Origin of the sequence: Bacillus sp. FSL K6-0042 (assembly GCF_038006685.1) — a bacterium.
Lineage (GTDB): Bacteria > Bacillota > Bacilli > Bacillales > Bacillaceae_G > Bacillus_A > Bacillus_A pseudomycoides.
In genome coordinates, this window is record NZ_JBBOVS010000001.1 from 1091889 (window position 1) to 1117621 (window position 25733).

The window sequence follows — 25733 nt, forward strand, 5'->3', positions numbered from 1 at the left end:
GTCATCGACACTTCTCCTAGTTAAACCCACTTGCTATTTCTTCCACTAACCTGCCTCGTTAGTAGAAAAAGGATTTTTAAACAACTATATTATTTTTTAAATGACTTTATTGTAAATTAAACAACTTTATTATCTCTGTACATGAGTAATAATAAAGTCGTTTTGTAAAAGTATTTTTTAAATAGAAAACATAAGTTTATCTGAAGTACAAATATATTAGTACTCCAACAAATCTTTAAAACAAAAAAATCAAATTCTGATAAAGAATTTGATTTTTTCATCTAATTAACCAAGATTACCAAATTTTATTTAGGTCGTATATATCCTAGTTCTTTTAAAATCTTTTTATGAAATAACTTTGGCCCCTCCTTTAAAAAAAGGTATTCATCGTTCATAGCTTTAGCAATTTTAGTAGTAGATGGATACTGATTTTCATTATGTAATTGAACAGCTAATTCTTGTATTTTTAAAAAAGTCTGTTGCACCCTTTTTCTCCTTTGTTCCTTTCGAAATTCTGTATGACGCTTAGCTATTTTTTTACACAATTCTGAGCACCTTTTATATAGACGTGTATAAGTATATCCATACTTATCTGCTATTTCCTTTAAACTTAGTTCTACATGTAATTTTTCATCTATTATTTTAGTCAGCGTTGTTCTTATTTCCTCTTGTCTATTTACTATTTTTTGTTCTCGGCTATGAATTTTCATTTTAACTAAATCAGGGAAATTATTATGTAAATATTTAGATTGACTACTCTTTCCCTCACAGATTTGATAAAAAGTTTTTCCTTCCTCCATTAGTTGTTTCGCATATATTTCTTTTCTTTTACCTATAACATATTGAGTTAATTTTATATGTTCTTGAAAAATTTCAGGAAAATATTTTTTTATTGTTTTTCTATTAATTCTATATTTCTTTTGTATCTGCATTAAATTCAAAGGAGTTTCTTGATTAAGGTTATATACTAGCATTTCCTTTAATACCTCTAAATTTACCGCTTTTTTCGAACCTGTAATTCTTATATTAAATACTTTTTCTTCAGTACTCTTTATTTCGTCTACTTTATCCAATGAACTCTTAAAATCATATATAGAAGAGTAATCTTGTTTAATAAAGATTTTGTAAATTGAGGAATTTGTTTTACAAGCAAATTCAAGGTATTTATCAATCTTAGGATGTCCTTTTCCATTAAGCCAGCCCCCCAAAATTTTAGGGTTAACATTAAACAATTTAGCCATTTCAATATTATTAAAACTTAATGTATCTTTAATCTGATTAAGAATAAAAATTCCCTTTTCTCGATTAAAAATAGTTTCATCCTCATGCATCTTTTCTAATAACTCAAAATAATTATCTACGACAACTCTAGAACTATCATCAATACTAACAATCTCCCTATTTTCATTCCCTAACCAACTCCAACAATGTGAACAAAAACCATTTTGCATTCTACTATTAAAAACCTGTAATTTCTTTTTGCACTTAAAACATTCATCTTGTAATATACACTGATGAGACGGACAATATGTTATAGAGTCTATTTTCCATAATAATGGCTCATAGATTATTTCATCTCGACTTTTCCACTCATTCAAGCAGCATGGACACCATTTCCTCCTCCCTCCAATAACATTCCGGCCATTAAATAGATTTTTTAAAGGGTTTAATGTTAAAAAAATCATATCACTTCTCATCGTTATTTTTTCTAAGGCTTGTACAATATCCATGCTTATGCTATTAATCCCACAAAACTTCGCTGTATGACAAGAAATAAAACCTTGTTGATATTTTTCTTTCAGATAGTCTTTTTGCAACATTTCGGCAAGTATATGTTTAATAATCATCCCAGGTAATATTGAATGTTCGTAGGCAAGTCTAGCTATGTAACTTATTAAGCTTTCTACATATGGCGTACCTATACCTATAGGTTCTATTGAATAGAGAGAGCTAATATTTACTTGGTATTCATTTTGCATCTCTTGAACTATACCTTGAATCCCCATTAATTCACTTCCCTATCGCATCACGTTTCGCATTTCTAACACCTACATTTTTCTTTAATTTACCTCGCGAATTATTTACTGAGTCCACTTTAAATTTATCTAGTCCCATTTTCACTCGCAATTCACTGATTTTATCTTTATCTTCATTAAATTTGTCTTCACCTATTTTAATTTCTTCCATCATTACTTCTATTTTACTGATAGATAAAGCGCATTTTTTCAAAGACTGTAAGCTGATTGTAACCTCACCATTATTTAAAGTGCTAATTAAGCACCTACTGAGCCAATCCTTCAAAATGCCTACACACCCCAGTGTACGCTCATATATGAAATCATAATGATTTATTAGATCTGGTTCCTTTTCTAAAGGAAGTTGTTTTTGTAAATTTGCTATAACATTTACAAAATGTTTCAATTCATCAATATTAGTAGCATTATATCTTGCAAAGTGAATGTCCGTAACCCTTCTACTTAATTGTCCACTTAAATTAATAAAGTCTGCTAACTCATAATGACCAACAAGAATGTGTAATACACCTGATATATTCGCTAAAGATTTTATTACATCTAACTGTAAGTGCAATGTCTTCCCATTTGCAATATTAGAAAAATGTTGTGCTTCATCGATTAGAAAAGCTAGTGGCCTTCTATAATAAAATGCTTTTTCTAAAGAGCGCCTTAATTCTGGAGATGTTCTTTTATCATAAGGGCTGATTCTTGTCCTACTATCATCCTTTTTCAAGCTATCATAATCTACTTTAAAATCAATTAAGGGTTCATTCAAAGCTTCTAATGCCCTTTTATAATAAGCTTTCCAATTAAATCTTCCTAATTCTGGAGATGGCAACTCCAATCCTGTAATAGGTATCCTATTATTCATGTCTTTTTGTTCAAGAGCCCATTGATAAATTTTACGTACAACTAGCTCCTGTACTGTAGTTTTTCCCACCCCTGTTGGACCAACTACCATAATCAAATTACTTCCTGCTGGATTTTTAATACGCTCCACTAAATCTTCCACTATGTTTTCCATAATAGGATGTTCCACTTTTGCATATTGTTCAAACCATGCTGCCCTTTTTTCAACTGACTCTAATAAAATCTCTTTTGGAAAATTTATCTCTAAAGACATTATCTTCCTCCTTCATCAAAGCGTTTTAATGGTTTAAATTCAAAGTTCAATACATTAATCTTCTCTCGATTAAGAAACGATTCTTGGTTTTCTTGTTGCTCCATACTAAATAAACTTTTATCAGTTTTGTCTCTAGCAATTAATTTCATTTCTCGATCTTTAATTGCTTGTTCAAACACTCTTTCATTTTTTTCGTTTTTATCAATAAAATCGGCTATCATTTTTGCAGAAATATTAAATGATTTATTATGATCCCTAAACTTTTTTTTGAGCTCAGCCGTAATATGCTTTAATTCTCTCTCTGTACGATTCCTAAAAATTGAATAATACTCGGATATACATCTAACCCATTTATTATTTACATATGCATAAGCAATACCGATATCATAAGGGTCATATCTAATAGCCACATTCGTATTTTCAATCTTCGGGTTACTAAATTCACTACACCAGTAATATTTATATTCAATCTTTACACCACGACCTATATGTACCTTTCCCACTCCCTTGGATGTTGAAGGAAGTGTGAGAATTTTAAACTCATCATCATAGCGAATTAATTTAGATTTCCTCAGTCCACTAATCATAAGGCTCTGTTCGAAACACTCTAAAGGAGTTTGCCCTAACGCTGGATGAGGAAGTTTATGATATACCTCTTCAAACCAATCATTTAAACCATCATTTAAATCTTTAATTGTCCAAATCGCGTGTTGCTTTGGATTTACACTTTTCGTAACAAGTCGAACCTCTTTCATAATTAACGTATTCCCCTTTAAATTATGAACAAACATTGTATTGGTTGTCCCAAACATTCTTTCAATTACAGAACCGAATCTAGATTTAGCAGGTGGTCTAGATTTCTTAGTTATTTCAAAATATGCTAATAAAGTTTCAAAATATATGCTACCAAATTCTTTCCCATTATCCACAACAACTGTTTGAGGTAATCTAGAATGTTTTCTAACACATTCTCTCATCACCATCATTACAGAACGATAACTAGGCGGATCAAACGTTAAGAAAAAAGATAAGACTTTTCTTGAATAAGCATCTGTCATAAGAGTAAGCCATGGTCTTCCTAACGATTTTTTTGTTTTCGAATCAATAAGTTCAATATCTAATTCAGTATGATCAATATGACATATATGAAAAGCTCTCTCTCCATGTCTAGGCGATTTCATATCCAATTCCCAATAAAATTGAGTATGATTGTATGTCGCTCGATTGCCTTTCCTTTTCTCTACTTTGATAGCTTGTGGTCGGAATTTAATATAGTTCGTAAATGTTTTATAGCTTGGAGCAATAATCCCTTTTTCTTCACAAGCATTTATTAATGATCCAAAAACAACTCTCATTGATTTTTGTTTGTTGGTTTCATAATCTCTTTCAATGTATTCATTCATAAGGTCAATAGATTCCTGTGGCAATCTATTTCTTCGATTGCCCTTCTTTCTATTTTTGGGAATTAAACCCAAAAAACCATTTCCATATAAAATTTGTGCTTCTTTAAATTTTTTAGTCCATTCTCTAATCGTTCTTGCAGGTACATTGTTATTTTCATTTAATTCTCCATTTAGTTTTCTCTTTACTATCTCATATCTTCTATTTGCAATTTCATAATCAGCCTGTTGCGCCTGTATAAGTATTTCATTTTGTGTTTTTTCCTGTTCACAATTCACCTTACTATTTCCCTTAATGCTTCCCTCTTTAAATAAATTTACAAACACATTTTGTGGAATTTTAACAACTTGTTCTTCTGGGGACAGTAAAGTTATCTGATCGTTACCATTATTAATAATTAAATACAGATTACCATCCCACATTATATTAGTGCCTATATCAGGTGTAACAATTTTAGGATTATACTCTTCCTCTGGTCGATCATTAACAAAACTATTTACAAAAGAGCGATACTGTTCAATGCTTATATACACAGGATTTCTATCCGGTTCACTAAGTAAATAATTATCTAAATCAACATAAATTTCATTACATATTATTAAGTTGTATATATGATCAGCCGAATATGAATCTGAATACTCGATTAGTTTTTGGAGGGATATTCCTGGAGAAGTTTTAATTACACTGAAAATAACATTTTTAATATCATTTGACACCTTTTGTCGCTCAGCTCTCAAATAATCATCTAAAAACTGAAAGTTGCGAGACAATACCCAATTAATTTCACTATCCGATCTAACTCTAAAATTCAAGCCACAATCTGTTGCCCACTTTTCAGCCGGTGGTGAACACCATTGACCCGCTTCATTTCTCTTATATCTAACTGGTTCTCTTTCAAATAATTTTATAATTTCTTTTTCAGTTTTCCATTCTTCAAAATATATTGCATCTTTTGTAATAACTAAAAAGTCTGGGGTATAAATAGGAGCCACCTTTTTGCCATTTGACTTTTGATACTGGAGTTTAATTTTAGTTGGTTGATCATAATACTCTATTACATTCGGATTATTTTCCATCATAAAAATAGCCGGCAACTCAACCTTAGAAGATTCATATTGAATTGTACAACCCATTTTTTTGCTAGGATATGTTCCACAAACATTATGCCGCCCACCTCCAACGCGACGTACAGGGTTAGAAACACGTATATTATTTATGAGTTCTTGGGTTTTCTTAGGTATACGTAACTTTAAACATAGCTGTTCAAATTCAAAATTACTTAACATAACTACACTCCTCTCATTTTTTTAACTATGCCTCATATATTTTTCATGTAGACGATCTAGCTTAACTAAGCTGTTTAACTTCTTCTACGACTAGAATGCACTTCAGTTTGATAGAACTGATTGAATCCTTCCTCCATGATTCTAATTATTTCAAAACATCTATTACCTTATTGCTGAATTCAATATTTTCAATGTTACTTTACAATAAATCTACATATGTCTCGGACGTTAAATATTAAGACTTTACTATCATCCCCTAGTATTTTTATGACGTTTGATAGGGACAGGTCTAACCTTTTTAAAAGAAAACCTTTCAATTCCATATGTGTTCTCCCGACAAACTCATAATATAAGTTGTTAAACTCTCACACATATTTGTTTCGATACCTTTGAAAGAAACAGGATAAAATAGACTAAGATTACTTTGAAAAAACTTCATATTCTTTCACAGCCTTTTTTCGTTAAAAGAAATTAGCCCTACTATTCTAGACTGTTTTTTATAAAATAAAACTATTCTTTTGTTATTTTTCAGAATTTTATAACCTCCAATTATAAATCTAACTTATATATCGTTTTATACTCTTCCTACTTTTCCCTCAATATAAAGAACCTTCTTTTGAGAAAAGTTTTATTAATGCTTTTTATCAGTCCTTCCGAAAAATCGGCACATATTTTCCTCATTTCTTTAATAAGAACATCTACTAAAAAATTCTCTATTTATCCGTCCTAACTATATAAAAAAGCCTCAAAAAACTTTGTTTTTTGAGGCTTTGATAATTATTTAGTATAGGCGTTTCAATACTTGTTTCATTTCTGGTTTAATATTAATACAGGAACGAATTTCTTTTGCTTTTTGTTCAGCCTCTTCTACTGTAGAAACGTGACCTAGTTCCAATAATAGCCCTGTCGCAACTGTACCTGTACGATTACGCCCACCAGAACAATGGAAAAATACTTTTTTATCTTGTTCAACAGCTTCTTTGACCGCTGCAATTGCATTTCTTACTGATTCATCTTGTCCTTCTACACCTTCTACGATAGGATAAGCATGACGTTTAGTTCCAGACGGAAATCCTTCTGGTTCTTCTCCTCCAGCACGTAAGTCAAACACCTCTGTAATCCCATGCTTTTTTACTGCCTCTTGTATTGCGTCCACTCCACCAATATATACTTTTCCTTTTACGAGTTCGTGATAGTTAGTCATGTTTGTTAGTCTCCTTCAATTATTATTTAGCAGCAGTTAGATCCGCCACTGATAACAAGGCCTGCACCTTGTTGGTCTTCTACATAGTCTAGTGTCAATGTATTTACTAATTCAACAACCTTTGGATCCATAGCAACTAGAATTCCGTTTACTGTTTCTGTGACATCATTTTCTTGTGCTTCGCCTAAATTAATACCGTAGCTAGGACCACAGCATCCGGCACCATCAAATGTAAAACGTAATGTTGTAACACCATTTTCTTTCATAGCAATTTCAATAAACTCTTTTGCTTTATCTGTAATATTCATTTTTATTTCTCCCCTTCACAGTAACTAATTAAAATGTTTTATTTTACTAACTCTTTAAGCTTCTCATATCCTACAATATCTTCCGATTGCCAAGGGATGATAACACAATTATTTTGTGATTCCTTTTGTACGTCTTGAATCCACTGTATTTCGGACTGTGCTCTTCCTCTTAACACGAAATCACTTGTATGTGTTGCGTAAAAACTTTGATTGATAACCCACCATTTCGGAGTAATATCCGCACGTTTTAAGTCTTCTTGTAGACGGCTTGCTTCATGAACTGGTGTTGCTTCTGCAAGTGTTACAATTACAACGCTTGTTTCTTCTGGATTACGCAAACGTGGTAATAAGTTTTTCACAGACTGTGGTACTTCACCCGTAGAACGTGCAATTTCCTTATGATACGTTTGTGCTGCATCTAGTAACAATAATGTATGACCTGTTGGTGCTGTATCAATTACTACAATTTCATCATTAGCTCTTTCAACAATATCGGCCAAAGCACGAAAGACTGCAATCTCTTCCGTACAAGGAGAACGTAAGTCCTCTTCAAGATACGCTAAACCTTCTTCATCAACTGTACCTTTTGCTTGCTCTATGATTTCCTTACGATAGTTTTCAACTTCTACTTTTGGATCAATTCGACTTATCGTAATATTCCCTTGTTCTCCATGCATGACATAATCAATATGTGCTGCGGGATCAGTTGTAGTGAGGTGTACATGGTGTCCTTTTTCCGCCAGACCTACTGCAATTGCTGAAGCTACCGTAGTCTTTCCGACACCACCTTTTCCCATTGTAAAAATAACTCTTTTTCCTGATTCTGAAAGATTAGTAATCAATGTCTGAAGTGAAGGAATAGAGACGGTATTTGTTTCTTCATCCGAAATCGAGAGATTTCCCATTGGTTGAACCAGTTTTCTCATATTCTCTATCCCAGTAACATTAAACGGTACTAATGGAATTTCATAAGTAGGAAGATTTTTTAATTCTTCTGCCATGTTTTCTAACGCGCGTGATTGTCTCTTAAACAGTGCATTTGAGACATTATCATTTTGCATATAGTCTTTCAAAATCCCATTTACAAGTAGAAATTGATTACTAACACCAATTTCTTTTAATTCATGAGCTGCTCGTTCTGCTTCTTGTAATGGAGAACTATCTGGTCGTGTGACAAGCAATAACATCGTTTGATTCGGATTAGATAGTGCCTGAACCGTTTGACTATATAACTCTTTTTTATCACCAAGTCCTGCTAATGGTCCTAAACAAGAAGCTCCATGAGTACTTTCTTCCAGGAAACCACTCCAAGCCGTAGGAAGTTGAAGAAGACGTAACGTATGACCTGTTGGTGCTGTATCAAATATAATGTGATCGAATTTCGATGTTAACTCTTTATTTGTAAGTAACGTAGAGAATTCATCAAATGCGGCCATTTCTACTGTGCAAGCTCCAGATAATTGCTCTTCCATCGTTGCAATAACAGCATCAGGGAGCTTTCCACGGTATGGACCAACAACACGTTCTTTATATTCATGTGCTGCTGTTTCAGGATCTAAGTTTGCTACTTGTAGATTTGGAACACTTGGAATTTCTTTCGGTATATTCGTAAGTTCTATTTCGAACACATCTTGTAAATTAGAAGCTGGGTCAGTACTTATTAATAAAACTTTTTTCCCCATATCAGCTAACGTAATAGCTGTTGCACATGCAGTAGATGTTTTTCCTACTCCGCCTTTACCAGTAAAGAACAAAAATGGTGTGAATGCTATTGTGTTTGGGTTATATAAGTTTGTCATTGCCTTTCACTTCTTTCTCTATTTTTTCACGTTTAACTTTAAACGTACGACTGGCTTTTGACTCAACTCTTCTACTGTTATATCTATTAATTGTGTAAGTTCTTCATTTGTCAGGTGACTTGTTTCTTTTACTACTTTTCCATCTACCAAAGTTACAGGCAACACGTCTGGTCCTTTATCTGTTAATAGTTGACTGATTACAACATTATTGGCAAATGCATCTGGTTCACTTGCCAAATTATAACGAGTCACATCAATTCCTTTATTCTTCAAGTTGTTAACAGCAACTGAAATACGGATTAACTCTGGATCAACACTTGGACCACAAACTCCAGTAGAACAACACATTGCAGGATCAAAAATTTCAATCTTTTTCATCTCTGATTTCTCCCCTTCTTTATAAAAAAGCCGCGAAAGAATTCTCGGCCTATTTTGTTTTCAATTATTCTCCTGTTTCAGCATACTTTTTAACGCGTGCGCCAATTTCATCACGAACTCTTTGGAATACAGCCCATTCATGACCCGCTGGATCATCAAATCCCCAGTGAACTCGTTTTACATGAGGTGGTGTTGTTGGACATACGTCATTTGCATGACCACAAAGTGTTACAACTAGATCTGCTTTATCTAAAATTTCACGGTCAATAATATCAGATGTTTGATCCGAAATATCAATGTCTACTTCTTTCATTGCTTTAATTGCATTCGGATTTACTCCGTGTGCCTCAATGCCAGCAGAAAGTACATTCCATTTGTCACCTAAATATTTTTTACCCCAAGCTTCTGCCATTTGGCTACGACATGAGTTACCTGTGCATAAAAAGTAAATTGTTTTCTTGTTTTCCATGATGATTCCACCTTTATTATGAATGTTTATTTTTATTGTGTTTGAAAGTATTTACGCTGGAACCAAAGTGCTACATTTACAAGTGCTATCATAACTGGAACTTCGACTAAAGGCCCGATAACTGCTGCAAACGCTGCACCTGACTGAATTCCAAATACACCTACAGCTACTGCAATCGCTAATTCAAAGTTATTACTTCCAGCTGTAAACGCTAATGTTGTTGATACTCCATAACTTGCACCGATCTTTTTGCCCATAAAGAAAGAGACAAAGAACATGATTACAAAATAAATGAGTAATGGAATTGCAATACGTACAACATCAAATGGTACGCTAACAATCACTTCTCCTTTTAGAGAGAACATCACAATGATTGTAAATAGTAATGCAATTAAAGTAATTGGACTAATCTTTGGAATGAATACTTTTTCATACCATTCTCGTCCTTTCGTTTTTACAAAAATCAAGCGTGTTAGCATCCCTGCGATGAATGGAATTCCTAGATATATAAACACTGATTTTGCAACCTCTGCCATTGTTATATCTACAACAGCACCTTCAATTCCTAACCATTCTGGAATGACTGTTACAAACACATAAGCGTATACTGAGAAAAATAACATTTGGAATACAGAGTTAAATGCTACTAATCCTGCCGCATATTCTGTATCACCTTTCGCTAAGTCATTCCATACGATAACCATCGCAATACAACGAGCTAAACCTATCATGATTAAGCCCACCATATATTCCGGCTTATCTGGTAAGAATATAACAGCCAAAGCAAACATCAAAACAGGACCAATAATCCAGTTTTGTACCAATGACAATATTAATACTTTTACATCTTTAAAAACGCGCCCCATTTCTTCGTAGCGAACTTTTGCAAGCGGTGGGTACATCATTAAAATTAGGCCAATCGCAAGTGGAATAGACGTTGTTCCTACCTGTAAACTATTCATTCCATCAACGAATCCAGGTGATAGATATCCAACTCCAATTCCTACTGCCATCGCAAGAAAAATCCATAGGGTTAGATATCGATCTAGGAAAGACAGACGTTTTTTCCCCGTGTTGCTCATCCTTCTCACTTCCCTTTCTAACTATTTATTAACAACCACACCGGAGTGTAGGATTGCTCTTCTCAATTTGTTTAATTTTCTCTGTTTGGTCAGATACATGCGCTAAAATATCCTCTAAAAGTGCATATAAATCACTTGCTTGATTTAAAGAGTAATAAATCCACTGACCTCTACGCTCTTCCTGTACTAAACCTAAATCCTTTAACTTTCGAAGATGCTGACTGATAGAAGGTTGGCTCATATCAAATACTTCAAGAAGTTCACATACACAGCATTCACGTTGTTTAAGGATTGATACAATTGTTAATCTTGTTTTATCTCCTAATAGTTTCAATAATTGGGATGCTCTTGTTAATTCTATAACTGTTTTTTCCATATCTACACCTACCTCATTATAATTACATAAGCATATGCTTATATGTTGTGTAAAAATAAAACGTATTATTCCTTCAAATTAACTTATTCTCACTTTCAAAATAAGTATATAACTATTTGCTTATATATTCAACTGAAAACTCTCACCTTTACAGAATCTTTACATTCAATTTCCTTATTTAATATTTGTACTTTTTTTCTTATCCCAAAAAATATAAACGATAAATCCTATAGGTCCTGTTAAAAAAATAAATATCAACCATATTAGAAAGTGCTGCTTACTCATTTTATTTTTCTTATATTCAAGCGTAACATATGAACACATGTAAATTATCAAAAGATATATACCTACAATTAGCAATTCATCTAACAATCCTATCCCCCCATTTTTTAATACATAATTCTTAAGTGTTTTTTAAAATCATATCATAAGTAAATAATTATATGTCTATATAAAGGGTGATAAAGTTTATTAATCCCCTACTAATATACGGATTTAATTATTTGAACTATACTTAAGGATTCGATGTATATGTAAATAATTGCGTTATAAAGGTATTTACATACTCATCTAATGTGTAAATACCTTTACCATTTAAATTTCAGATACAGTTTTATTTATTCTGCAGATAACAATTTTTCCATGATCATCACATCTACATGCTCGCCGTCCATTATTCCCTGCTTTTCAAACACTCCTACTTCACGATACCCCATTTTACGATATAGCCCTTGCCCTAGATTATTAAAAGAAAAAGTAAATAAAATAAATTTATAAAATTCATTTTGCAGTCCGGTCTTTTCTAAAGCTAAAAGTAAATTCTGTCCCAAACCTTTTCCACGATACTCTCTCTTTATGTATATAGATAGCTCCCCTACACCCCGATAAGCGCATCGATGACTATATGGATTAATAGAAGCCCAACCTACAATTTTAGAATTCTCTTCTATGACAATTACCGAATATCTTTTTTCTCGTTGAAATAGCCATTCCATCACATATGTATCTGTTTTTATTTCTGTCTCTAAAGTTGCAATACGATCCTCGATACCCTCATTATAAATAGTCATAATTTCGTGTACATCTTGTTCGGCTGCTCTCCTAATCTCCATACATATCTCCCCCTAATATCTCTTATTTATCTCATAATTTTCTTATAAAATTTATTAATTTAATTAGGTTGTTTCAATTCTTGATAAGCTTCAAGGAAACTCTGATAAGTTTTCTTTCCTAAACTGTTTGTTTCGAGTTTGAACATATTTTGAAAAATATAATCTTTTGCATTTTCAACATTACATTGGTGGGCGTTCATTATTAATCTTATATAGGATACAAAATAGTCTTTTTTTAAATTACCCGCATGATTAATAACCATTTCATTTTGTTCTCCTCTCCAACTTAATTATTCTGTAAGGAGGCGTAATATAAATTACGCCTCCTTACAGTTATTCTCCTTAACAACAAGATTCTGTACCACAACATGAATCATCAACTTTATTAGAATTTAAATTCACACTACAAACACCAGTCTCTGGCAAATCAAGTTCTACTTTTTCAGCTGCCTCATAATCCCCAGTAAGGTAAGCAACTATAGATCTAACTTGTTCATATCCTGTCGCCATAAGGAATGTAGGCGCTCGTCCATAACTTTTTGAACCTACAATATAGAAATCTTTCTCTGGGTGTCGAAGCTCTTTTTCACCATGAGGGCGAACAGTACCACAACTATGAAGGTTAGGATCGATTAGTGGCGCTAACGCCTCTACACTTTCAGTAGCAGTATCAATTGAAGTACGTATTTCACTTATCATAGATAAGTTAGGACGATTCCCTGTATTTACAATCATCTCATGGATATCAGTAATTTTTATTTCTTGTTCATCTTGATGACCTACAATGTCCATTCCATTTTTTGTTCTAGCTACGTATTGAATTTTATATGGTGTCATTACTTCTACGTTTCCTTCATCAACCAATTGATGAATGCGGCTACCTAAAGTACCACGTGCTTCAAGAGCATCTTTTTCCTCTCCCCCGTATGCTTCTTCCACACGTTGCTTTCTCATAATCCATACAATCTTAGTTCCTGGATAAGATTCCTTTAATTTTGCCAACTCTAATAAAGCATTGATTGCAGAATGACCACTTCCAACGACAGCTACATGCTTATTGGCATATCGCTTTTGTTCGTTTCCTAATATATCTGGAATACCATAAAAAATATGCTCATTAAGGGATTGCTCTTCTTTCAACCAAATACCATTAGAATTTGCCGGATTTGGATTCCCCCACGTACCTGAAGAATCTATCACTGCTCTAGCTTCATAAACTTGAAGTACACCTTCTTTTTCTGTATAGATCATGAATGGCATTTTTTCACGATTTGCTGTTTTCATTTTATCCGTATCTTTCCTACCTATAGATAACACCTTTGTATTCAAGTGGATAAATGGTTTAATTTCTGGCAGGTTCGCAATTGGCTGTAAGTATTGTTCTACAATTTCTTTTCCTGTTGGTAATGTTTTTTTGTCTGGTGATTCCCAGCCATGTTGTTCAAGAAGAGCTAGAGCTGCTTTATCTATGTTATATCGCCAAGGTGAGAATAACCGCACATGGCCCCATGTAAGGATGTTTGAACCTATATTTTCCCCAGCTTCTAATAAGATAAATGATTCACCATGTTTTGCTAAATGTGCAGCTGCAGCTAAACCTACAGGACCTCCCCCAATAATGGCAACTGGTAACTGTTTTAATCCCTGCATATCAGTATTGTTTTGTAATGTTTGATTTTCCGTACCGCAGCACTCTTGTACTTTGAATGAAAGTTGAATAGGTTTCATAAAAAAAATCCTCCTTATGTTATCTAAATTTGTAAGTATAGTTCTTTAATCAGATTCTCTAAATCAAAAAAAATTGATTTAAAAACCATAATGAATACCCAATTTAATCGCTTATCGAAAATGTAATATTAATCAAAAAAAGTTGATTTAAGATATATTAAAATGCTATTTCGTCCCAACCAAAATTATGACATAGGACGAAATATACAGCATAATTGCTCAGATAATAGTGCGTCTACTTCTTTTTTATTAATATTATAGTAACTCCATGTTCCTTTTGTTTCTTTTGTAATAAGATTTGCATCAAGTAACAGCTTTAAATGATACGAAAGTTTTGATTGTGGTAATTCAAGAACACCCGTTAAATCACATACGCAAGTCTCTCCACGTTGGCACAATTCGTACAAAATGTGTAACCTTTTTTGATCTGCTAATGCTTTAAACTTCTTTTCATATATTTCAAAAGTTTGTGTAGCTGATTGATTATACAATTTTATTTCTTTCATGGTAATTTCCTTTCATCAATTTTTTTTGATATATCCAATATATACATTTCCATTTCTTTTTGCAACTGATATATCAAAAAAATCGATTTATCATATCCAAATAATACATACCTATGTAAACGAACATTACCTTAAAATTATACAATTTCTATCAGTGGTACGATCATAAATTCCCGAATATTCCCTCGATTCAACCTACCTTATTAAATTGATAAATATTTTGTAGTGTTATTTCCTAAATTTTCTTCTCTTTAATTAGTTGTTACTCATCATGACTGAAAAAACTAAGTTATTTAATATATTGATATTCCTGTTTTAACTATACCCGAAGGTCCATATAACAGTAATAACTATAAGCTTTGTGAATTGATAAAAAACGATTAGAAAGAGCATGCTTTGAAAGAATATTAATCAAAATATTATTATTGAATATACTGAAAAAACTTCTTTGTGAAACAACATTCTATTTCTCAACAGTAAAGGGAAAAATATTGATTATAATACATCAATCCAGCCTTTATCCACCCTTTTTATTATACAAGAGATGATAAAATTCAAAATCACCTTCAATAATACTCCATATGCAAGAAGAAAAGTTTTCTTTATGAAAACTTTTCAATTCGGCTTTTATAGACAATTTAACTGTGTTTAAAAGCAACAGCAGTACGTAGTAATTTTAGCTCAACTCTATAACTTCCCATCCAGCTTGCATAGCTAATTGTTTTTTTTCATCTAAACTCTTTCCAAAGTTCTGCTTGTTAATAGCTACTGCCGCCAGATGTGTCGGTCTACTTAAGGCAACATAAGCCGTTTTTAATCCATCTCTGATTACTTCATATAATTTCCGATCAGACTTTGTATAATCCCAATACTCACCAATTAAAAACTCGAAAATCTCAGTACAATCATAGAATAATTCAGGATTATTATAATCTCCTTTTGGTACTTCGGACTCTAAAAGAAGAGTCGCTTTATGTGTTTCCCCTTTCACTGCATGGACTGTTCCAAAATAGATTTCTTGCTCTTTTTGTTCAATCTGCTCAGATATAGATTGCTCTTGATTCCTTTGATAGCTAATATAAATTCTTTCAGTATGATCACAGACATAATTAATAGCTCTGTTTAACAAATCATCTCTCTTAAATATTATTCCTTCCAATTCAACAATTTCTTTATACATTTCAATAATTTTCTCTTTTATACGCTCGCTTACTATTCCTTTATTTAAATAAACCTCTTTTATATATACTGCCATATGAGCTTTTATACTTAAGTACTCTGGTTTTCTTAATACATCATAAAAATATTTACTCGAATACGCTGCTTTTTCTTTGGGTGCATGTTCCTTTATATACATTAACATCCCTTTTATCATTAATTCATAAAAGCTTTTAATTATTGTTTCAGTTTTAGGTTTTACATCGCTATTTTTTTTATATTTTTTATGATAACTTTTAACTTCATCGTGGTATAAACCGACTACTCCTATTTTTTTATTACTATCTCTAAATTCTACTTGTTTTTCTGATAAACTATTTACTATATTTAGAAATTCCTCTATTACATTTTCCTTCGATTTATACAACAATAAATACGGTTTAAAGGATTTTATATTGGGATTACCTTTTAAAGCAGTATATTCTTCTATACATGCTGTTTTCAGCACATTTGAAATACTATTCCCAAATCTTGTACTATAGGATAACTCGATTGGATCCACTTCTTTTTCTTGTGATGGTATCCACGCATCTTTTTTATTACTAAACATTGTATAAAGTGATTGATAAGGATCTCCAAATTTCTGCAATATTGTTGATTCGTTGTTAAATATTCTTTTTAACAAATCATATTGAATATTACTCGTATCTTGTGCTTCATCAATAAATGCCCATGAAAATCGGTTTGCAAATGCATTTTTCACTTGTTTTTCATACTTTTTTATATACCATCTTGAAAAAGATAATATATCATTATGTCTAAAAATCCCCTTTTCTAACATGTTTTTAAATGTATCAATTAATGCGTCCTTATAACCATCACCACAGTAACCTAATATATCAATTTTACTTTTATCATAAAATTCTAAATAAGTTTCTTTTATCCTACTTGTTGGCGGAGCATATGTATAAGTTAAAGGTTTATATTCTTCAAAAATCTCTATAAATTGCTTTTTATACATATCTTCATCGTACACTATTCCCTTTTTATTTGGATAAAGTTCTTGATAAGCTTTATGAGCAAAAAAGTAATTAAAAAATTCATGTATAGTACCTATAAAATTCGGATATTCAAGATCTGATATTCCAATTTTTCTTAACTGGTTTTTAATTTCATCTACAGCTACATTTGTATGTGTAATAATACATATTCCTTTTTCTTTCTTGCTATCTTTTATTCGTTTAATAACTAATGCGATTTTAGCTATTAAAACTGTTGTTTTTCCACTACCTGGTCCCGCAATAATATTTGCATTCTTCTCTGCCAAGATTACAGATCTTTGTTCACTTGAAAATTCACAATTGACAGGGAGTATAATTTTTTCAATATTTCTTAACTCTTTTATTAAATCTTCTTCTAACAATTTTGTCTCCACGTGTTCCACATCTAATAGCGTCATCATACTTCTCCCCCTTTTGGTGGTTCTGTAACATGATAAATTGCTTTTATTAAGTAATTTAAATAGGGGTCTTCTAACACTTTCCCTTTAAGTACCTTTTGATTTTCTTCTATTCTTTTTGCAAGTTGTTGAGCTACTATAGCTTTAGAAATATATTTATCATTCAAAGGTTTATATACCTTATAAGCAGCTTCTTCTCTCGTATCATCATTTTTTAATTCTGTAATAATTTCATTTAATTTTTGTTGATTTGCTTCACTATTTGGTTGTTTATAGCGAATTGAATGAATTACTTCCGCAAGTGTTACACCTAAAGAACTTAGAGCCAACTCATATTCCAGCGTCCAATGAGGGGCAACAAAAACACTTACATTAGCTTCTAGTTCTTCAAAGTCCGACTCGATATGCGATTTTTTATTTTCTCTTAGTTTCATTACTATATCTTGATTAATATTTTTTGAAAGGGATTCTTTTAACATAGTTTCTTGTTCCTTACCCAACGTTATAGAATACCTCTCCATTTCACCTTTAAATTTAGTCATTGACGTGAATGTTTGACCTATTAATTCATTATAATCATTACTATCAATTTTCTCCCCGACTATTTTCCTTAAATCAAACTCATCTACAATAATCAGAACCTTTTTATCACTTTTTATGTTTTTGCTCTTTTCCTTATCTTTGTAAAATTGGATAGGCTACACTGAACTAGACAAAAAAATTAAGGTCAAGTAGACTACAACTAATATATTTGAGGAGAATCTACTATGACGAACAATAAAAGAGAAAGAAGAACCTTTACAGCGGAATTTAAGCACCAAATGGTTCAACTGTATCAGAATGGTAAACCAAGGAAAGACATCATTAAGGAATATGGATTAACACCATCATCATTGGATCGATGGATCAATCAAAATCATACGTCTGGCTCGTTTAAAGAGAAAGATAATAAGACCGCTGAACAACTAGAGTTGGAAGCGTTGAGAAAACAAAACAAACAACTTCTTATGGAAAATGATATTTTAAAGCAAGCAGCGCTGATACTAGGACGAAAGTAAAAGTAGTGAAGAATAACCTACATAAATACTCAATATCAGCAATGTGCAATGTCCTACAATTATCAAGAGCAACGTATTATTATGAAGCCAAACAAGCACAAGATACAGTAGATGAATTGTCACCACTCGTGAAAGAAATCTTCCGAGAGAGCCGTCAGAACTATGGAACACGAAAGATAAAAGTAGAACTAAAAAAGGTAGGATATGTGATTTCACGTCGCCGTATTGGGCGAATCATGCAGAACCAAGGTTTAGTATCGAACTATACGATTGCACAATTTAAGCCGAAGAGAGTTAGCTGTAACGAAGAAAACATTTCAAACGAACTCAATCGTCAGTTCAACCAACAAGAAGAGCTGGCTGTAGTCGTAAGTGATTTAACATACGTCCGTGTGAACAAAAAGTGGAATTACGTATGTTTATTAGTCGATCTCTTTAATCGAGAAATCATAGGCCATAGCGCAGGCCAAAAGAAAGATGCCGAGCTTGTTTCACAAGCTTTCGCAACGGTGAAAACAAACTTAAATCGGATTACCTTATTTCATACAGATCGAGGAAATGAGTTCAAAAACAAGCTGATCCATGACACGTTAGAGACCTTCAAAATCCAGCGTTCATTAAGTGCGAAAGGCTGTCCATATGATAATGCGGTAGCGGAAGCAACCTACAAAATCTTTAAAACAGAGTTCGTTCGCGATCGTCATTTCACAAGTTTAGAAGAATTGATTTTAGAATTGAACGACTACGTAAACTGGTTTAACAATGTTAGAATCCATGGCACATTAGGCTATTTGAGCCCTGTTCAGTACAGGCAGGAGCACCTTAAAAAAATTGTCTAGTTTCGTGTTGACACACCAATACTTCACTATACTTAAAATATAACAATAAAGTCTTTTAAATTCTAAATATTATTTTGTTATGATTTGATTATTTATATAGTGTGAGGAGAATTTAAATAATAATTAATTTATTAATTAAACTTCCTAGCAATCAAAATAAAAAATTATAAATTAATTTTCTTGTGCAAATTCCTCATAATAATAGGGCCCTGTTTTCCCTTCTCTTTTTAAACGCTGATGGGCACTAGGCCACTCATCAATTCCTTTTACAATGGCCTTTCTCACGTATGGTATATGTATGGCTAGTGTTTCTCTAATTATAGGAGGGCATAAATCACGATCTATACCATTCTTTTTATTTAAGTTAACCACTACTATAGGAATGTCTAATTCTAATGCCACTTGAATTTCCCAACGCACATATTTATATAGGTTTCTTGTTTTTTGTCCAACAAGTATGATAAAACACTTAGTATTTAGAAGCCTTTCGCGAAGTTTTCTTTTTATATATATTTCATCATTAATATCTAATTTCCTATTTTGCATTGGAAAAAGGTCATGAGCATTATGAAATTGAAATTCTTTACCATCCTTTGCCTTCCAAGCTCTCATCAATTGATAATAAATCATATCTTCGTCAGCATCAAAACATATATAAGTTTTATTACGATAAGCCATTACAGATCCCCCTCTATTTATTTGCTTTTGGAATGGATTGAGTTAATATAATTGTAATAAATAAAAATGATAGTAAAATTTGAGACACTTTAATATAGTTTCCAATTTCAGTAACAGCCTTCACACTGTCATAACTTAATGGAATGGTATTTGACAAGCTCAATAATAATGATTTTGAAAACGTTGCCTCTGAACCATCCCACTTAAATTCTCCTTTAAAAGGGATCTGAAAAAGATATCCGTATGATAAAACCATAAAGAAAACTGACTGAAACAAGCTAATAAACTTTCTTCTGACACGATGAAGAGTTGCAAACTCTCCCCTGATTGCTCCTTCTTCCCAAATATGATAATAAAAATAAACAAACGAATTCATAAATAAGAGATAAATTATAATTGGGGTAAGAAAAATATTGTCAATTTTTCCACACCAAATTATTCCGATAAACAAAAATTTCAAAACAATAAAGATATCAATAGCAATATTACGTGCTCTTCTTATTTTCCTTTCAACATATTTAGAATCGGATGAGCCTTTGTTAATAAGTAATGTAAAGCGTATTGTTATCCATTTAATAAGTTCTACTATATTTATATAGTAGATAAAAGATATTATTTTGTTAACGATAGGATATATAAAACCATTATCTGTGGCTTTTTCTCTATGTCTACCTTCATACATAATCTCCCCTCCTATTTTTAGATCATCTAGATATTCGGATTTCATTCATTTTATAAATATATACAATTCTAATTATACACAATTTTTTTTCAAGAAATAATTATCAGAATTTTAATATTTCAAAAAGAGGATTATATTATCACTCCTTTTCCTCACCTATTATTTTCCAAAGAGTGATTAATGAATAGATTATGATTATATATTCATTTCTCTCATTCATTTCACCTTGAGTAAAGCTAATTCCTTATTAATGACACACCAGTAAACATTTTTTTATTCAGTAAAGAACTTTTTTATTTATTGACATTTGCATCAAGTAAAAGTTTTAAATGATATGAAAGTTTTGATTGTGGTAATTCAAGAACACCAGTTAAATCACATACACAAGTTTCTTCACGCTGACACAATTCATACAAAATGTGTAACCTTTTTTTGATCTGCCAATGCTTTAAACTTCTTTTCATACGTTTCAAAGTTCTGGGTAGTTGATTGAGTGTACAACTTAATTTCTTTCATGGTAATTTCCTTTCATCAATTTTTTTTGATTTATTAGTTGTAAAAGTATACAATAACGGCCAATTATATAATCTTTTTTAGAACAATAAATTTGCCACGAATAAAAAGAACCATAACTTTGCCAAAGCGGCAAGGTTATGGTCTAAATCACATATACCAGCAAATTGTTCCGGCATAGATACAAATGGTGTCCACTTTACCATCCCTCTTCCTTTTGACATGTTTGCGTTATTCATGATTTATGTCCCCCTATAATAAAGTATTTCTATATCTTGCTGTCGCGATACTTGTATAAGATACGTCACGCAAAATACTATTTTTACCGAAACGATTGCGTATTTCATCCATCACTTTTGTTAGTTTCATTTCTTTTTCGCGCTATATTACATTATCAAAAAGAGAAATTTCTTAAGTAGTGGCGTCGCTGCCAGAACAATTGAACCATTACGATTTACGTCCTCTACTACCGCTAGCTTCGTACGCAAAGGGTCCAGACCCATTTTGATACATGATACACCTGCATAAAAACTACGAAGATCTACACACAAAATAATTCGATTAGGTAAAAGAGAATAATCATACAAGATAATCGTCCTTAATAAAAGAACGTTTGTTCTTATTATATAAGAACAAACGTTCTTTTAGAAGTCTTTTTTAAGAAAATATTGGTTAAAACAAAAAAGCGCTGACTCTCAATTGATGATTTTCATCTGAGTCAAACTTCATTTTATATTCAAAAATTCGAATGTAAAGCTTATCAATCCCCTCTAAACGTATGAAAAAAAATGATTTGGACATGAGCACATAGTAATAGATGTTCTCATACCGTGATATATATGTGTTCAAAAAAGGAGTGTATTCATTATGTACCCTTATTGGCAATCCTATTATTTCACACACGATGCCCCTTATTTAAATTGGAATCCAACAGCTACATTTTCACCCGTACGGAATTACCGTGTCAGTAAAAATGAAGTTGATTTAAAAAGTTATATGCGTTCACTATGGGAACAACATGTTGCTTGGACCAGATTGGCTATCATTAGCATTATTTTCAATTTACCTGATGTTAACTTTACGATTACACGCCTCCTTCAAAACGCTCCAGATATGGGAAATTCTCTTAAACCTTTCTACGGTGACAATGCAGCAAAAAAATACAGTGATTTGATAAAAGATCACTTAGTGATTGCTGCCGATCTTGTCAAAGTAGCAAAAACTGGTAATCAAAACGCCGCATCAATTGCAGAGAAAAAATGGTACGCCAATGCAGACGACATTGTTGAATTTTTAAGTAGTGTAAATCCGCATATACCTAAAGAAGAATTTAGGAAAATGTTTTATGAACACCTAGCATTGACTAAAGCGGAAGCAGTAGCCATTCTAAGTAAAGATTATCAAGCAGGTGTTCAATTGTATGACAAAATTGAGAAAGAAGCTTTAGAAATGGCGGATGCACTTACTGAAGGAATAATAAAGCAATTTCCTCAACTATTTCAATAAAGTGAAACTTTAATCAGCGGGAATTTTCTTCTTTCCCCATCTTACTTCTTTTTTTGCTGAATTTTGAAGTGGGTGTCTTACTACCCTCGAATAGCTAAATAAAAAAGGGACCGATTCTTTCAAAAGAATGGTATTATCCCCTTTAGGTAGACAGTGTAAAAAAGACCATGTGCACACATGGATGTTACACTATTACTTGGAGGGGATTTTTCATGACTAAAAAAGGCTCAACTTTTAATACATATTCAGAAGAATTAAAGTTATCAGCTGTTCAAAGTTATTTAAACGGAGAAGGAAGAGTGTATTGAACTCTCGTATTCTCTCTAACAACTGCGTTTCTATACGGAGCTTTCCAACCTCTTTACCATATTTTCATTTACGATTAATACATCATTATTCTGACCAATTTCATTCAAATAATCGGATTGGAACTGTAATTCAGAATATACTTCTTATAAACAACATATTCCTTTTCTTCCCCCTTCAAGCTACTTTTCTTGCTTCAAGGTCATAACTACTTGCCTCTCAACAAATCCAAATTCTTTATACATCTCTTTGGCGAAATTCCCAGCGAATACATTTAAACGTATTTCTTTATACTTTTCTTGCAATCTATCAATTCCTACTTTCATTAGTTTTCGGGATAATCCTTTTTCTCTATACGTTGGAAAAATATATAATTCATAAATGAATCCCATTTTTTCTCCTGAAAAATAATCTGTATTCTCTCCAATTAAAATCCATCCTGCTAGCACATTCTCTTGTTTTACAACTAAATAATACGCTCCTTTTTCTAATAGAGGCTGTGTAATCTCAATCGCTTTTTCTTGGCTTAACTGGCACGTTTCTTTTGTTCCTTCAAAGAGTGATTGTGCTGCAAAATTTAATATTTGCTGAACTTCCTCTTCATTCGCCTTTTGAATCATCCCTTCATCCTCCTATTCCTTCGTCTTCTCTTTCTACAATCGGCATTCGGATATTACTTTCTAGATTCTCTGACTCAATTACAATTGCCATAAGTCCAGTTTCAGTAGTTGTTTCATGGAATTCCCCTCTACTCCAGAAAACAGCTTGACCAGGTTGCACTTTCTTTTTCTTTTTATCTGCGCCACAAACAAAACCATCCCCTTGCACAATAAGAAGCAACTGAGAAACAACTGCTTCATGATACCCGATTATTCCTTTTGGTTGTAAATGCATACAACCAATATGTATATCTTCTTGATGTTTTACTATTTTTGACATAATAAAGTTAGAATGAACCACTGATATGTGATTCCCTACCTTTTCACTGAAATCGAATATTTTCATCTTTTCTCCTCCTAAAACATTCCCTACACATGTAACACCATTCTTACCGTTTGCATCATGCACCCCTCAAAGTCTTCTTCAAACTGTTCTAAAACGGCAAAACCTTTCGCTTTATAAAACGTTTTTCCTTTTTCGTTTGCCGCTTCTACACAAATATAAATCTTCTTAACACCATCTAAAATTGCGATACCTCTTTGCAATAAAGCTGTCCCAATTCCTTTTCCTTGATGCTCCGGTAATAAATAAATAGCCCCTAATTCTGCTTCGTTTTGATGTTTTACAGGTGAAAAATTAGCAAATCCAACAATTTGGTCTTCTACTTCTGCTACGAGTAAGTATGAATGTTCTAAACGTCGTTTCATCATTTCATTTGAATATGCTTGCTTTAAAAATTTATCTTGAATTTCCTGTGGAATGATTCCTTTATATGTATCATGCCAAGCTATTTTTGCCACTTCTTGTACAGCTGTAATGTCCTCTACATTCATTTCTCTAACTACATACGTCATATCGATGTCTCCACTCCTTTTAAATTGTATTCTGCTACTATGCTACAAGAAGCTGAATTCCGATTTTCATAGTTCACTTTAATTAACTTTAAACTTTCTACAACTGCCGTTTGTGCACGAAAACCTTTATATACAAAATCCATTACACGAACAAATTGCTCCTGCTCTAAACGATTGGTAATTGTACAATGTGGTACCCACTTCTCAGGTACATAATACGACTGTGGCTGATCATGAAAATCCGTAAAATGATTATGAAACGATTGATGCAACTCTAGTAATCTTCTTGTTATTGTTGGTGCCAAAAAGATTGTTCCATTTGTAGGGAAGGTACCAACAGAAGAGAATTCAACTAGAAAACACTCTACACTCTCTGTAAACTTTTTAAATTCATGTCTATATGTTTCCAAATCCAAAGTATGATAATCAGCTAATGTAATATGAAGCTCTAAGCCCTCATTATGTACAATGTCCGTTAGTCCTTCCCGAATCTCTTTCACGTGCTTTGAAAACTTCTTATCAAATGTAGCAATAACGGCGTACATCTTTCTTCACTCCTTCGCTTCTCTTAATGTTTCCCACTCTTCACGAATCATTCCCATTCGAATAGAATCATAATATGTCCCATTATAGTAACGACAGTTTCGCATTCTACCTTCTAACTTCATCCCAATTTTTTCTGCAACTTTCATCATTCGTTCATTTCCAGACCAAGTCGTTAATCCAACCCTACCAATCTCCATATTTTCGAATAATAAATCTCTATATAGTTGCAAAGCTTCTGTTCCATAACCGCCATTCCAATATGCTGGGTCATAAATGGTGATCCCTATTTCTAACCAGCGTGACGCCTTATATTCCCAATAGAAACCAACTGTTCCAATTATTTCGCCATCAACCTCAATAATAAGTTGAGACAAGGGTTCCTCTCTTAACTTAGATTGTAAATTCTCCTTGTACACCGGGTATTCCTGAATAGAAAATGGAAAGTATGGTGCATCCCACCTTTTCCACTCAGGATTTTCTTCCTTATATATTTGTGAATATAAAGAATGTATATCTTTCTCTTCTATTTTTCTTCCTATCACTTTTTTACCTTGTAAATATATCTGTTCCATATTGCCTCCTATGCTATCAAGTAGAATATTAGAATTTAATGTATCACTAATAATAAAAATAATATACATTCTTCTGAAAAATCAAACAATAAATCCCACTTTGTTGTATAATATT

General features: G+C 32.4%; 25 protein-coding genes and 3 pseudogenes. 2 read left to right on the forward strand and 26 right to left on the reverse strand.

Going from position 1 to position 25733, the window contains the following annotated elements:
* Positions 1–305 precede the first annotated feature (305 nt).
* The 16 genes from MHH45_RS05780 to MHH45_RS05855 form a co-directional block, all read right to left on the reverse strand.
* Entirely contained in the window at positions 306–2006 is a 1701-nt protein-coding gene (locus tag MHH45_RS05780) for a TniQ family protein (RefSeq protein WP_088093846.1), read from the reverse strand.
* A 4-nt stretch (positions 2007–2010) separates the two neighbouring features.
* Complete coding sequence (locus tag MHH45_RS05785) at positions 2011–3138, reverse strand: ATP-binding protein (protein WP_088093845.1); 1128 nt, start codon at positions 3136–3138, stop codon at positions 2011–2013.
* On the reverse strand, positions 3138–5825 hold the full coding sequence (locus MHH45_RS05790) for a TnsA endonuclease N-terminal domain-containing protein (RefSeq protein WP_088093844.1): 2688 nt from the start codon (positions 5823–5825) through the stop codon (positions 3138–3140). The genes MHH45_RS05785 and MHH45_RS05790 overlap by 1 nt, the downstream gene beginning before the upstream one ends.
* Positions 5826–6606: 781 nt before the next feature.
* A complete protein-coding gene (locus tag MHH45_RS05795; protein WP_088093843.1) occupies positions 6607–7029 on the reverse strand; it encodes a protein-tyrosine phosphatase family protein in 423 nt (140 codons plus the stop codon).
* A 26-nt stretch (positions 7030–7055) separates the two neighbouring features.
* On the reverse strand, positions 7056–7337 hold the full coding sequence (locus MHH45_RS05800; RefSeq protein ID WP_088093842.1) for a HesB/IscA family protein: 282 nt from the start codon (positions 7335–7337) through the stop codon (positions 7056–7058).
* A 38-nt stretch (positions 7338–7375) separates the two neighbouring features.
* On the reverse strand, positions 7376–9136 hold the full coding sequence (gene arsA / locus MHH45_RS05805) for an arsenical pump-driving ATPase (protein ID WP_088093841.1): 1761 nt from the start codon (positions 9134–9136) through the stop codon (positions 7376–7378).
* Between the two features lie 18 nt (positions 9137–9154).
* Positions 9155–9514 carry an arsenite efflux transporter metallochaperone ArsD gene (arsD, locus tag MHH45_RS05810; protein WP_088093840.1) on the reverse strand — a complete coding sequence of 120 codons (360 nt, stop codon included), beginning with the start codon at positions 9512–9514 and terminating at the stop codon, positions 9155–9157.
* Between the two features lie 64 nt (positions 9515–9578).
* Positions 9579–9983 (reverse strand): arsenate reductase (thioredoxin), encoded by a 405-nt coding sequence (gene arsC, locus MHH45_RS05815; RefSeq protein WP_088093839.1) that lies wholly within the window; start codon positions 9981–9983, stop codon positions 9579–9581.
* Positions 9984–10015: 32 nt separating this feature from the next.
* On the reverse strand, positions 10016–11065 hold the full coding sequence (gene arsB, locus MHH45_RS05820; RefSeq protein WP_088093838.1) for an ACR3 family arsenite efflux transporter: 1050 nt from the start codon (positions 11063–11065) through the stop codon (positions 10016–10018).
* A 28-nt stretch (positions 11066–11093) separates the two neighbouring features.
* A complete protein-coding gene (locus tag MHH45_RS05825) occupies positions 11094–11441 on the reverse strand; it encodes an ArsR/SmtB family transcription factor (RefSeq protein ID WP_088093837.1) in 348 nt (115 codons plus the stop codon).
* 617 nt (positions 11442–12058) lie between these two features.
* The gene (locus MHH45_RS05830) at positions 12059–12553 is read right to left on the reverse strand and encodes an arsinothricin resistance N-acetyltransferase ArsN1 family A (RefSeq protein WP_088093835.1); all 495 of its coding nucleotides are present in this window, start codon (positions 12551–12553) and stop codon (positions 12059–12061) included.
* 59 nt (positions 12554–12612) lie between these two features.
* Positions 12613–12816: a hypothetical protein gene (locus MHH45_RS05835; RefSeq protein WP_088093834.1), complete on the reverse strand. Its 204-nt coding sequence runs from the start codon at positions 12814–12816 to the stop codon at positions 12613–12615.
* Between the two features lie 79 nt (positions 12817–12895).
* Entirely contained in the window at positions 12896–14281 is a 1386-nt protein-coding gene (locus tag MHH45_RS05840; protein ID WP_088093833.1) for an FAD-dependent oxidoreductase, read from the reverse strand.
* A 185-nt stretch (positions 14282–14466) separates the two neighbouring features.
* Positions 14467–14787 carry an ArsR/SmtB family transcription factor gene (locus MHH45_RS05845; protein ID WP_088093832.1) on the reverse strand — a complete coding sequence of 107 codons (321 nt, stop codon included), beginning with the start codon at positions 14785–14787 and terminating at the stop codon, positions 14467–14469.
* A 676-nt stretch (positions 14788–15463) separates the two neighbouring features.
* Entirely contained in the window at positions 15464–17407 is a 1944-nt protein-coding gene (locus MHH45_RS05850; RefSeq protein ID WP_249922697.1) for a UvrD-helicase domain-containing protein, read from the reverse strand.
* Positions 17404–17904 carry a hypothetical protein gene (locus MHH45_RS05855; protein ID WP_088093831.1) on the reverse strand — a complete coding sequence of 167 codons (501 nt, stop codon included), beginning with the start codon at positions 17902–17904 and terminating at the stop codon, positions 17404–17406. The genes MHH45_RS05850 and MHH45_RS05855 overlap by 4 nt, the downstream gene beginning before the upstream one ends.
* A gap of 267 nt (positions 17905–18171) precedes the next feature.
* Between MHH45_RS05855 and MHH45_RS05860 the strand changes: the two genes are divergently transcribed.
* Positions 18172–19301 (forward strand): IS3 family transposase gene (locus tag MHH45_RS05860; RefSeq protein WP_088093830.1). Its coding sequence is split into 2 segments (ribosomal slippage): positions 18172–18427 and positions 18427–19301, totalling 1131 coding nucleotides; the frame shifts between segments, so codons are not numbered across the junction.
* 171 nt (positions 19302–19472) lie between these two features.
* On the opposite strand, the gene MHH45_RS05865 is transcribed toward MHH45_RS05860, so the two are convergent.
* From MHH45_RS05865 to MHH45_RS05885, 5 genes and pseudogenes are all read right to left on the reverse strand, one after another.
* Complete coding sequence (locus tag MHH45_RS05865; RefSeq protein WP_088094737.1) at positions 19473–19979, reverse strand: TIR domain-containing protein; 507 nt, start codon at positions 19977–19979, stop codon at positions 19473–19475.
* 13 nt (positions 19980–19992) lie between these two features.
* Positions 19993–20661, reverse strand: coding sequence for a hypothetical protein (locus MHH45_RS05870; protein ID WP_088094736.1), 669 nt, complete (start codon positions 20659–20661; stop codon positions 19993–19995).
* Positions 20662–20963: 302 nt separating this feature from the next.
* Positions 20964–21177 (reverse strand): annotated as a pseudogene (locus tag MHH45_RS05875) (ArsR/SmtB family transcription factor); the annotation flags it as partial.
* A 143-nt stretch (positions 21178–21320) separates the two neighbouring features.
* Positions 21321–21413, reverse strand: a pseudogene (locus MHH45_RS05880) (YolD-like family protein); the annotation flags it as partial.
* Between the two features lie 171 nt (positions 21414–21584).
* A pseudogene (locus MHH45_RS05885) lies at positions 21585–21761 on the reverse strand (DNA repair protein); the annotation flags it as partial.
* A 280-nt stretch (positions 21762–22041) separates the two neighbouring features.
* Here MHH45_RS05885 and MHH45_RS05890 point away from each other — a divergent pair.
* Entirely contained in the window at positions 22042–22680 is a 639-nt protein-coding gene (locus MHH45_RS05890) for a hypothetical protein (RefSeq protein ID WP_016114635.1), read from the forward strand.
* Positions 22681–23168: 488 nt separating this feature from the next.
* Here the strand turns inward: MHH45_RS05890 and MHH45_RS05895 are convergent, their stop codons facing one another.
* The 5 genes from MHH45_RS05895 to MHH45_RS05915 are packed head-to-tail and all read right to left on the reverse strand — an operon-like array spanning position 23169 to position 25618.
* Positions 23169–23606: a GNAT family N-acetyltransferase gene (locus MHH45_RS05895; protein ID WP_016114634.1), complete on the reverse strand. Its 438-nt coding sequence runs from the start codon at positions 23604–23606 to the stop codon at positions 23169–23171.
* 4 nt (positions 23607–23610) lie between these two features.
* The gene (locus tag MHH45_RS05900; RefSeq protein WP_016114633.1) at positions 23611–23991 is read right to left on the reverse strand and encodes a hypothetical protein; all 381 of its coding nucleotides are present in this window, start codon (positions 23989–23991) and stop codon (positions 23611–23613) included.
* Positions 23992–24014: 23 nt separating this feature from the next.
* Positions 24015–24500 carry a GNAT family N-acetyltransferase gene (locus MHH45_RS05905; RefSeq protein WP_016114632.1) on the reverse strand — a complete coding sequence of 162 codons (486 nt, stop codon included), beginning with the start codon at positions 24498–24500 and terminating at the stop codon, positions 24015–24017.
* Positions 24497–25045, reverse strand: a complete 549-nt coding sequence (locus MHH45_RS05910) for a 2'-5' RNA ligase family protein (RefSeq protein ID WP_016114631.1) — start codon at positions 25043–25045, stop codon at positions 24497–24499. The genes MHH45_RS05905 and MHH45_RS05910 overlap by 4 nt, the downstream gene beginning before the upstream one ends.
* Before the next feature lie 6 nt (positions 25046–25051).
* On the reverse strand, positions 25052–25618 hold the full coding sequence (locus MHH45_RS05915) for a GNAT family N-acetyltransferase (RefSeq protein ID WP_016114630.1): 567 nt from the start codon (positions 25616–25618) through the stop codon (positions 25052–25054).
* Positions 25619–25733 lie beyond the last annotated feature (115 nt).

Bases quoted from the DNA above. Each gene is read 5' to 3' on its own strand.
- MHH45_RS05780 (WP_088093846.1), bottom strand. From the start codon at position 2,006: ATGGGGATTCAAGGTATAGTTCAAGAGATGCAAAATGAATACCAAGTA.
- MHH45_RS05785 (WP_088093845.1), bottom strand. From the start codon at position 3,138: ATGTCTTTAGAGATAAATTTTCCAAAAGAGATTTTATTAGAGTCAGTT.
- MHH45_RS05790 (WP_088093844.1), bottom strand. From the start codon at position 5,825: ATGTTAAGTAATTTTGAATTTGAACAGCTATGTTTAAAGTTACGTATA.
- MHH45_RS05795 (WP_088093843.1), bottom strand. From the start codon at position 7,029: ATGACTAACTATCACGAACTCGTAAAAGGAAAAGTATATATTGGTGGA.
- MHH45_RS05800 (WP_088093842.1), bottom strand. From the start codon at position 7,337: ATGAATATTACAGATAAAGCAAAAGAGTTTATTGAAATTGCTATGAAA.
- arsA (WP_088093841.1), bottom strand. From the start codon at position 9,136: ATGACAAACTTATATAACCCAAACACAATAGCATTCACACCATTTTTG.
- arsD (WP_088093840.1), bottom strand. From the start codon at position 9,514: ATGAAAAAGATTGAAATTTTTGATCCTGCAATGTGTTGTTCTACTGGA.
- arsC (WP_088093839.1), bottom strand. From the start codon at position 9,983: ATGGAAAACAAGAAAACAATTTACTTTTTATGCACAGGTAACTCATGT.
- arsB (WP_088093838.1), bottom strand. From the start codon at position 11,065: ATGAGCAACACGGGGAAAAAACGTCTGTCTTTCCTAGATCGATATCTA.
- MHH45_RS05825 (WP_088093837.1), bottom strand. From the start codon at position 11,441: ATGGAAAAAACAGTTATAGAATTAACAAGAGCATCCCAATTATTGAAA.
- MHH45_RS05830 (WP_088093835.1), bottom strand. From the start codon at position 12,553: ATGGAGATTAGGAGAGCAGCCGAACAAGATGTACACGAAATTATGACT.
- MHH45_RS05835 (WP_088093834.1), bottom strand. From the start codon at position 12,816: ATGGTTATTAATCATGCGGGTAATTTAAAAAAAGACTATTTTGTATCC.
- MHH45_RS05840 (WP_088093833.1), bottom strand. From the start codon at position 14,281: ATGAAACCTATTCAACTTTCATTCAAAGTACAAGAGTGCTGCGGTACG.
- MHH45_RS05845 (WP_088093832.1), bottom strand. From the start codon at position 14,787: ATGAAAGAAATAAAATTGTATAATCAATCAGCTACACAAACTTTTGAA.
- MHH45_RS05850 (WP_249922697.1), bottom strand. From the start codon at position 17,407: ATGATGACGCTATTAGATGTGGAACACGTGGAGACAAAATTGTTAGAA.
- MHH45_RS05865 (WP_088094737.1), bottom strand. From the start codon at position 19,979: ATGGCTTATCGTAATAAAACTTATATATGTTTTGATGCTGACGAAGAT.
- MHH45_RS05870 (WP_088094736.1), bottom strand. From the start codon at position 20,661: ATGTATGAAGGTAGACATAGAGAAAAAGCCACAGATAATGGTTTTATA.
- MHH45_RS05890 (WP_016114635.1), top strand. From the start codon at position 22,042: ATGTACCCTTATTGGCAATCCTATTATTTCACACACGATGCCCCTTAT.
- MHH45_RS05895 (WP_016114634.1), bottom strand. From the start codon at position 23,606: ATGATTCAAAAGGCGAATGAAGAGGAAGTTCAGCAAATATTAAATTTT.
- MHH45_RS05900 (WP_016114633.1), bottom strand. From the start codon at position 23,991: ATGAAAATATTCGATTTCAGTGAAAAGGTAGGGAATCACATATCAGTG.
- MHH45_RS05905 (WP_016114632.1), bottom strand. From the start codon at position 24,500: ATGACGTATGTAGTTAGAGAAATGAATGTAGAGGACATTACAGCTGTA.
- MHH45_RS05910 (WP_016114631.1), bottom strand. From the start codon at position 25,045: ATGTACGCCGTTATTGCTACATTTGATAAGAAGTTTTCAAAGCACGTG.
- MHH45_RS05915 (WP_016114630.1), bottom strand. From the start codon at position 25,618: ATGGAACAGATATATTTACAAGGTAAAAAAGTGATAGGAAGAAAAATA.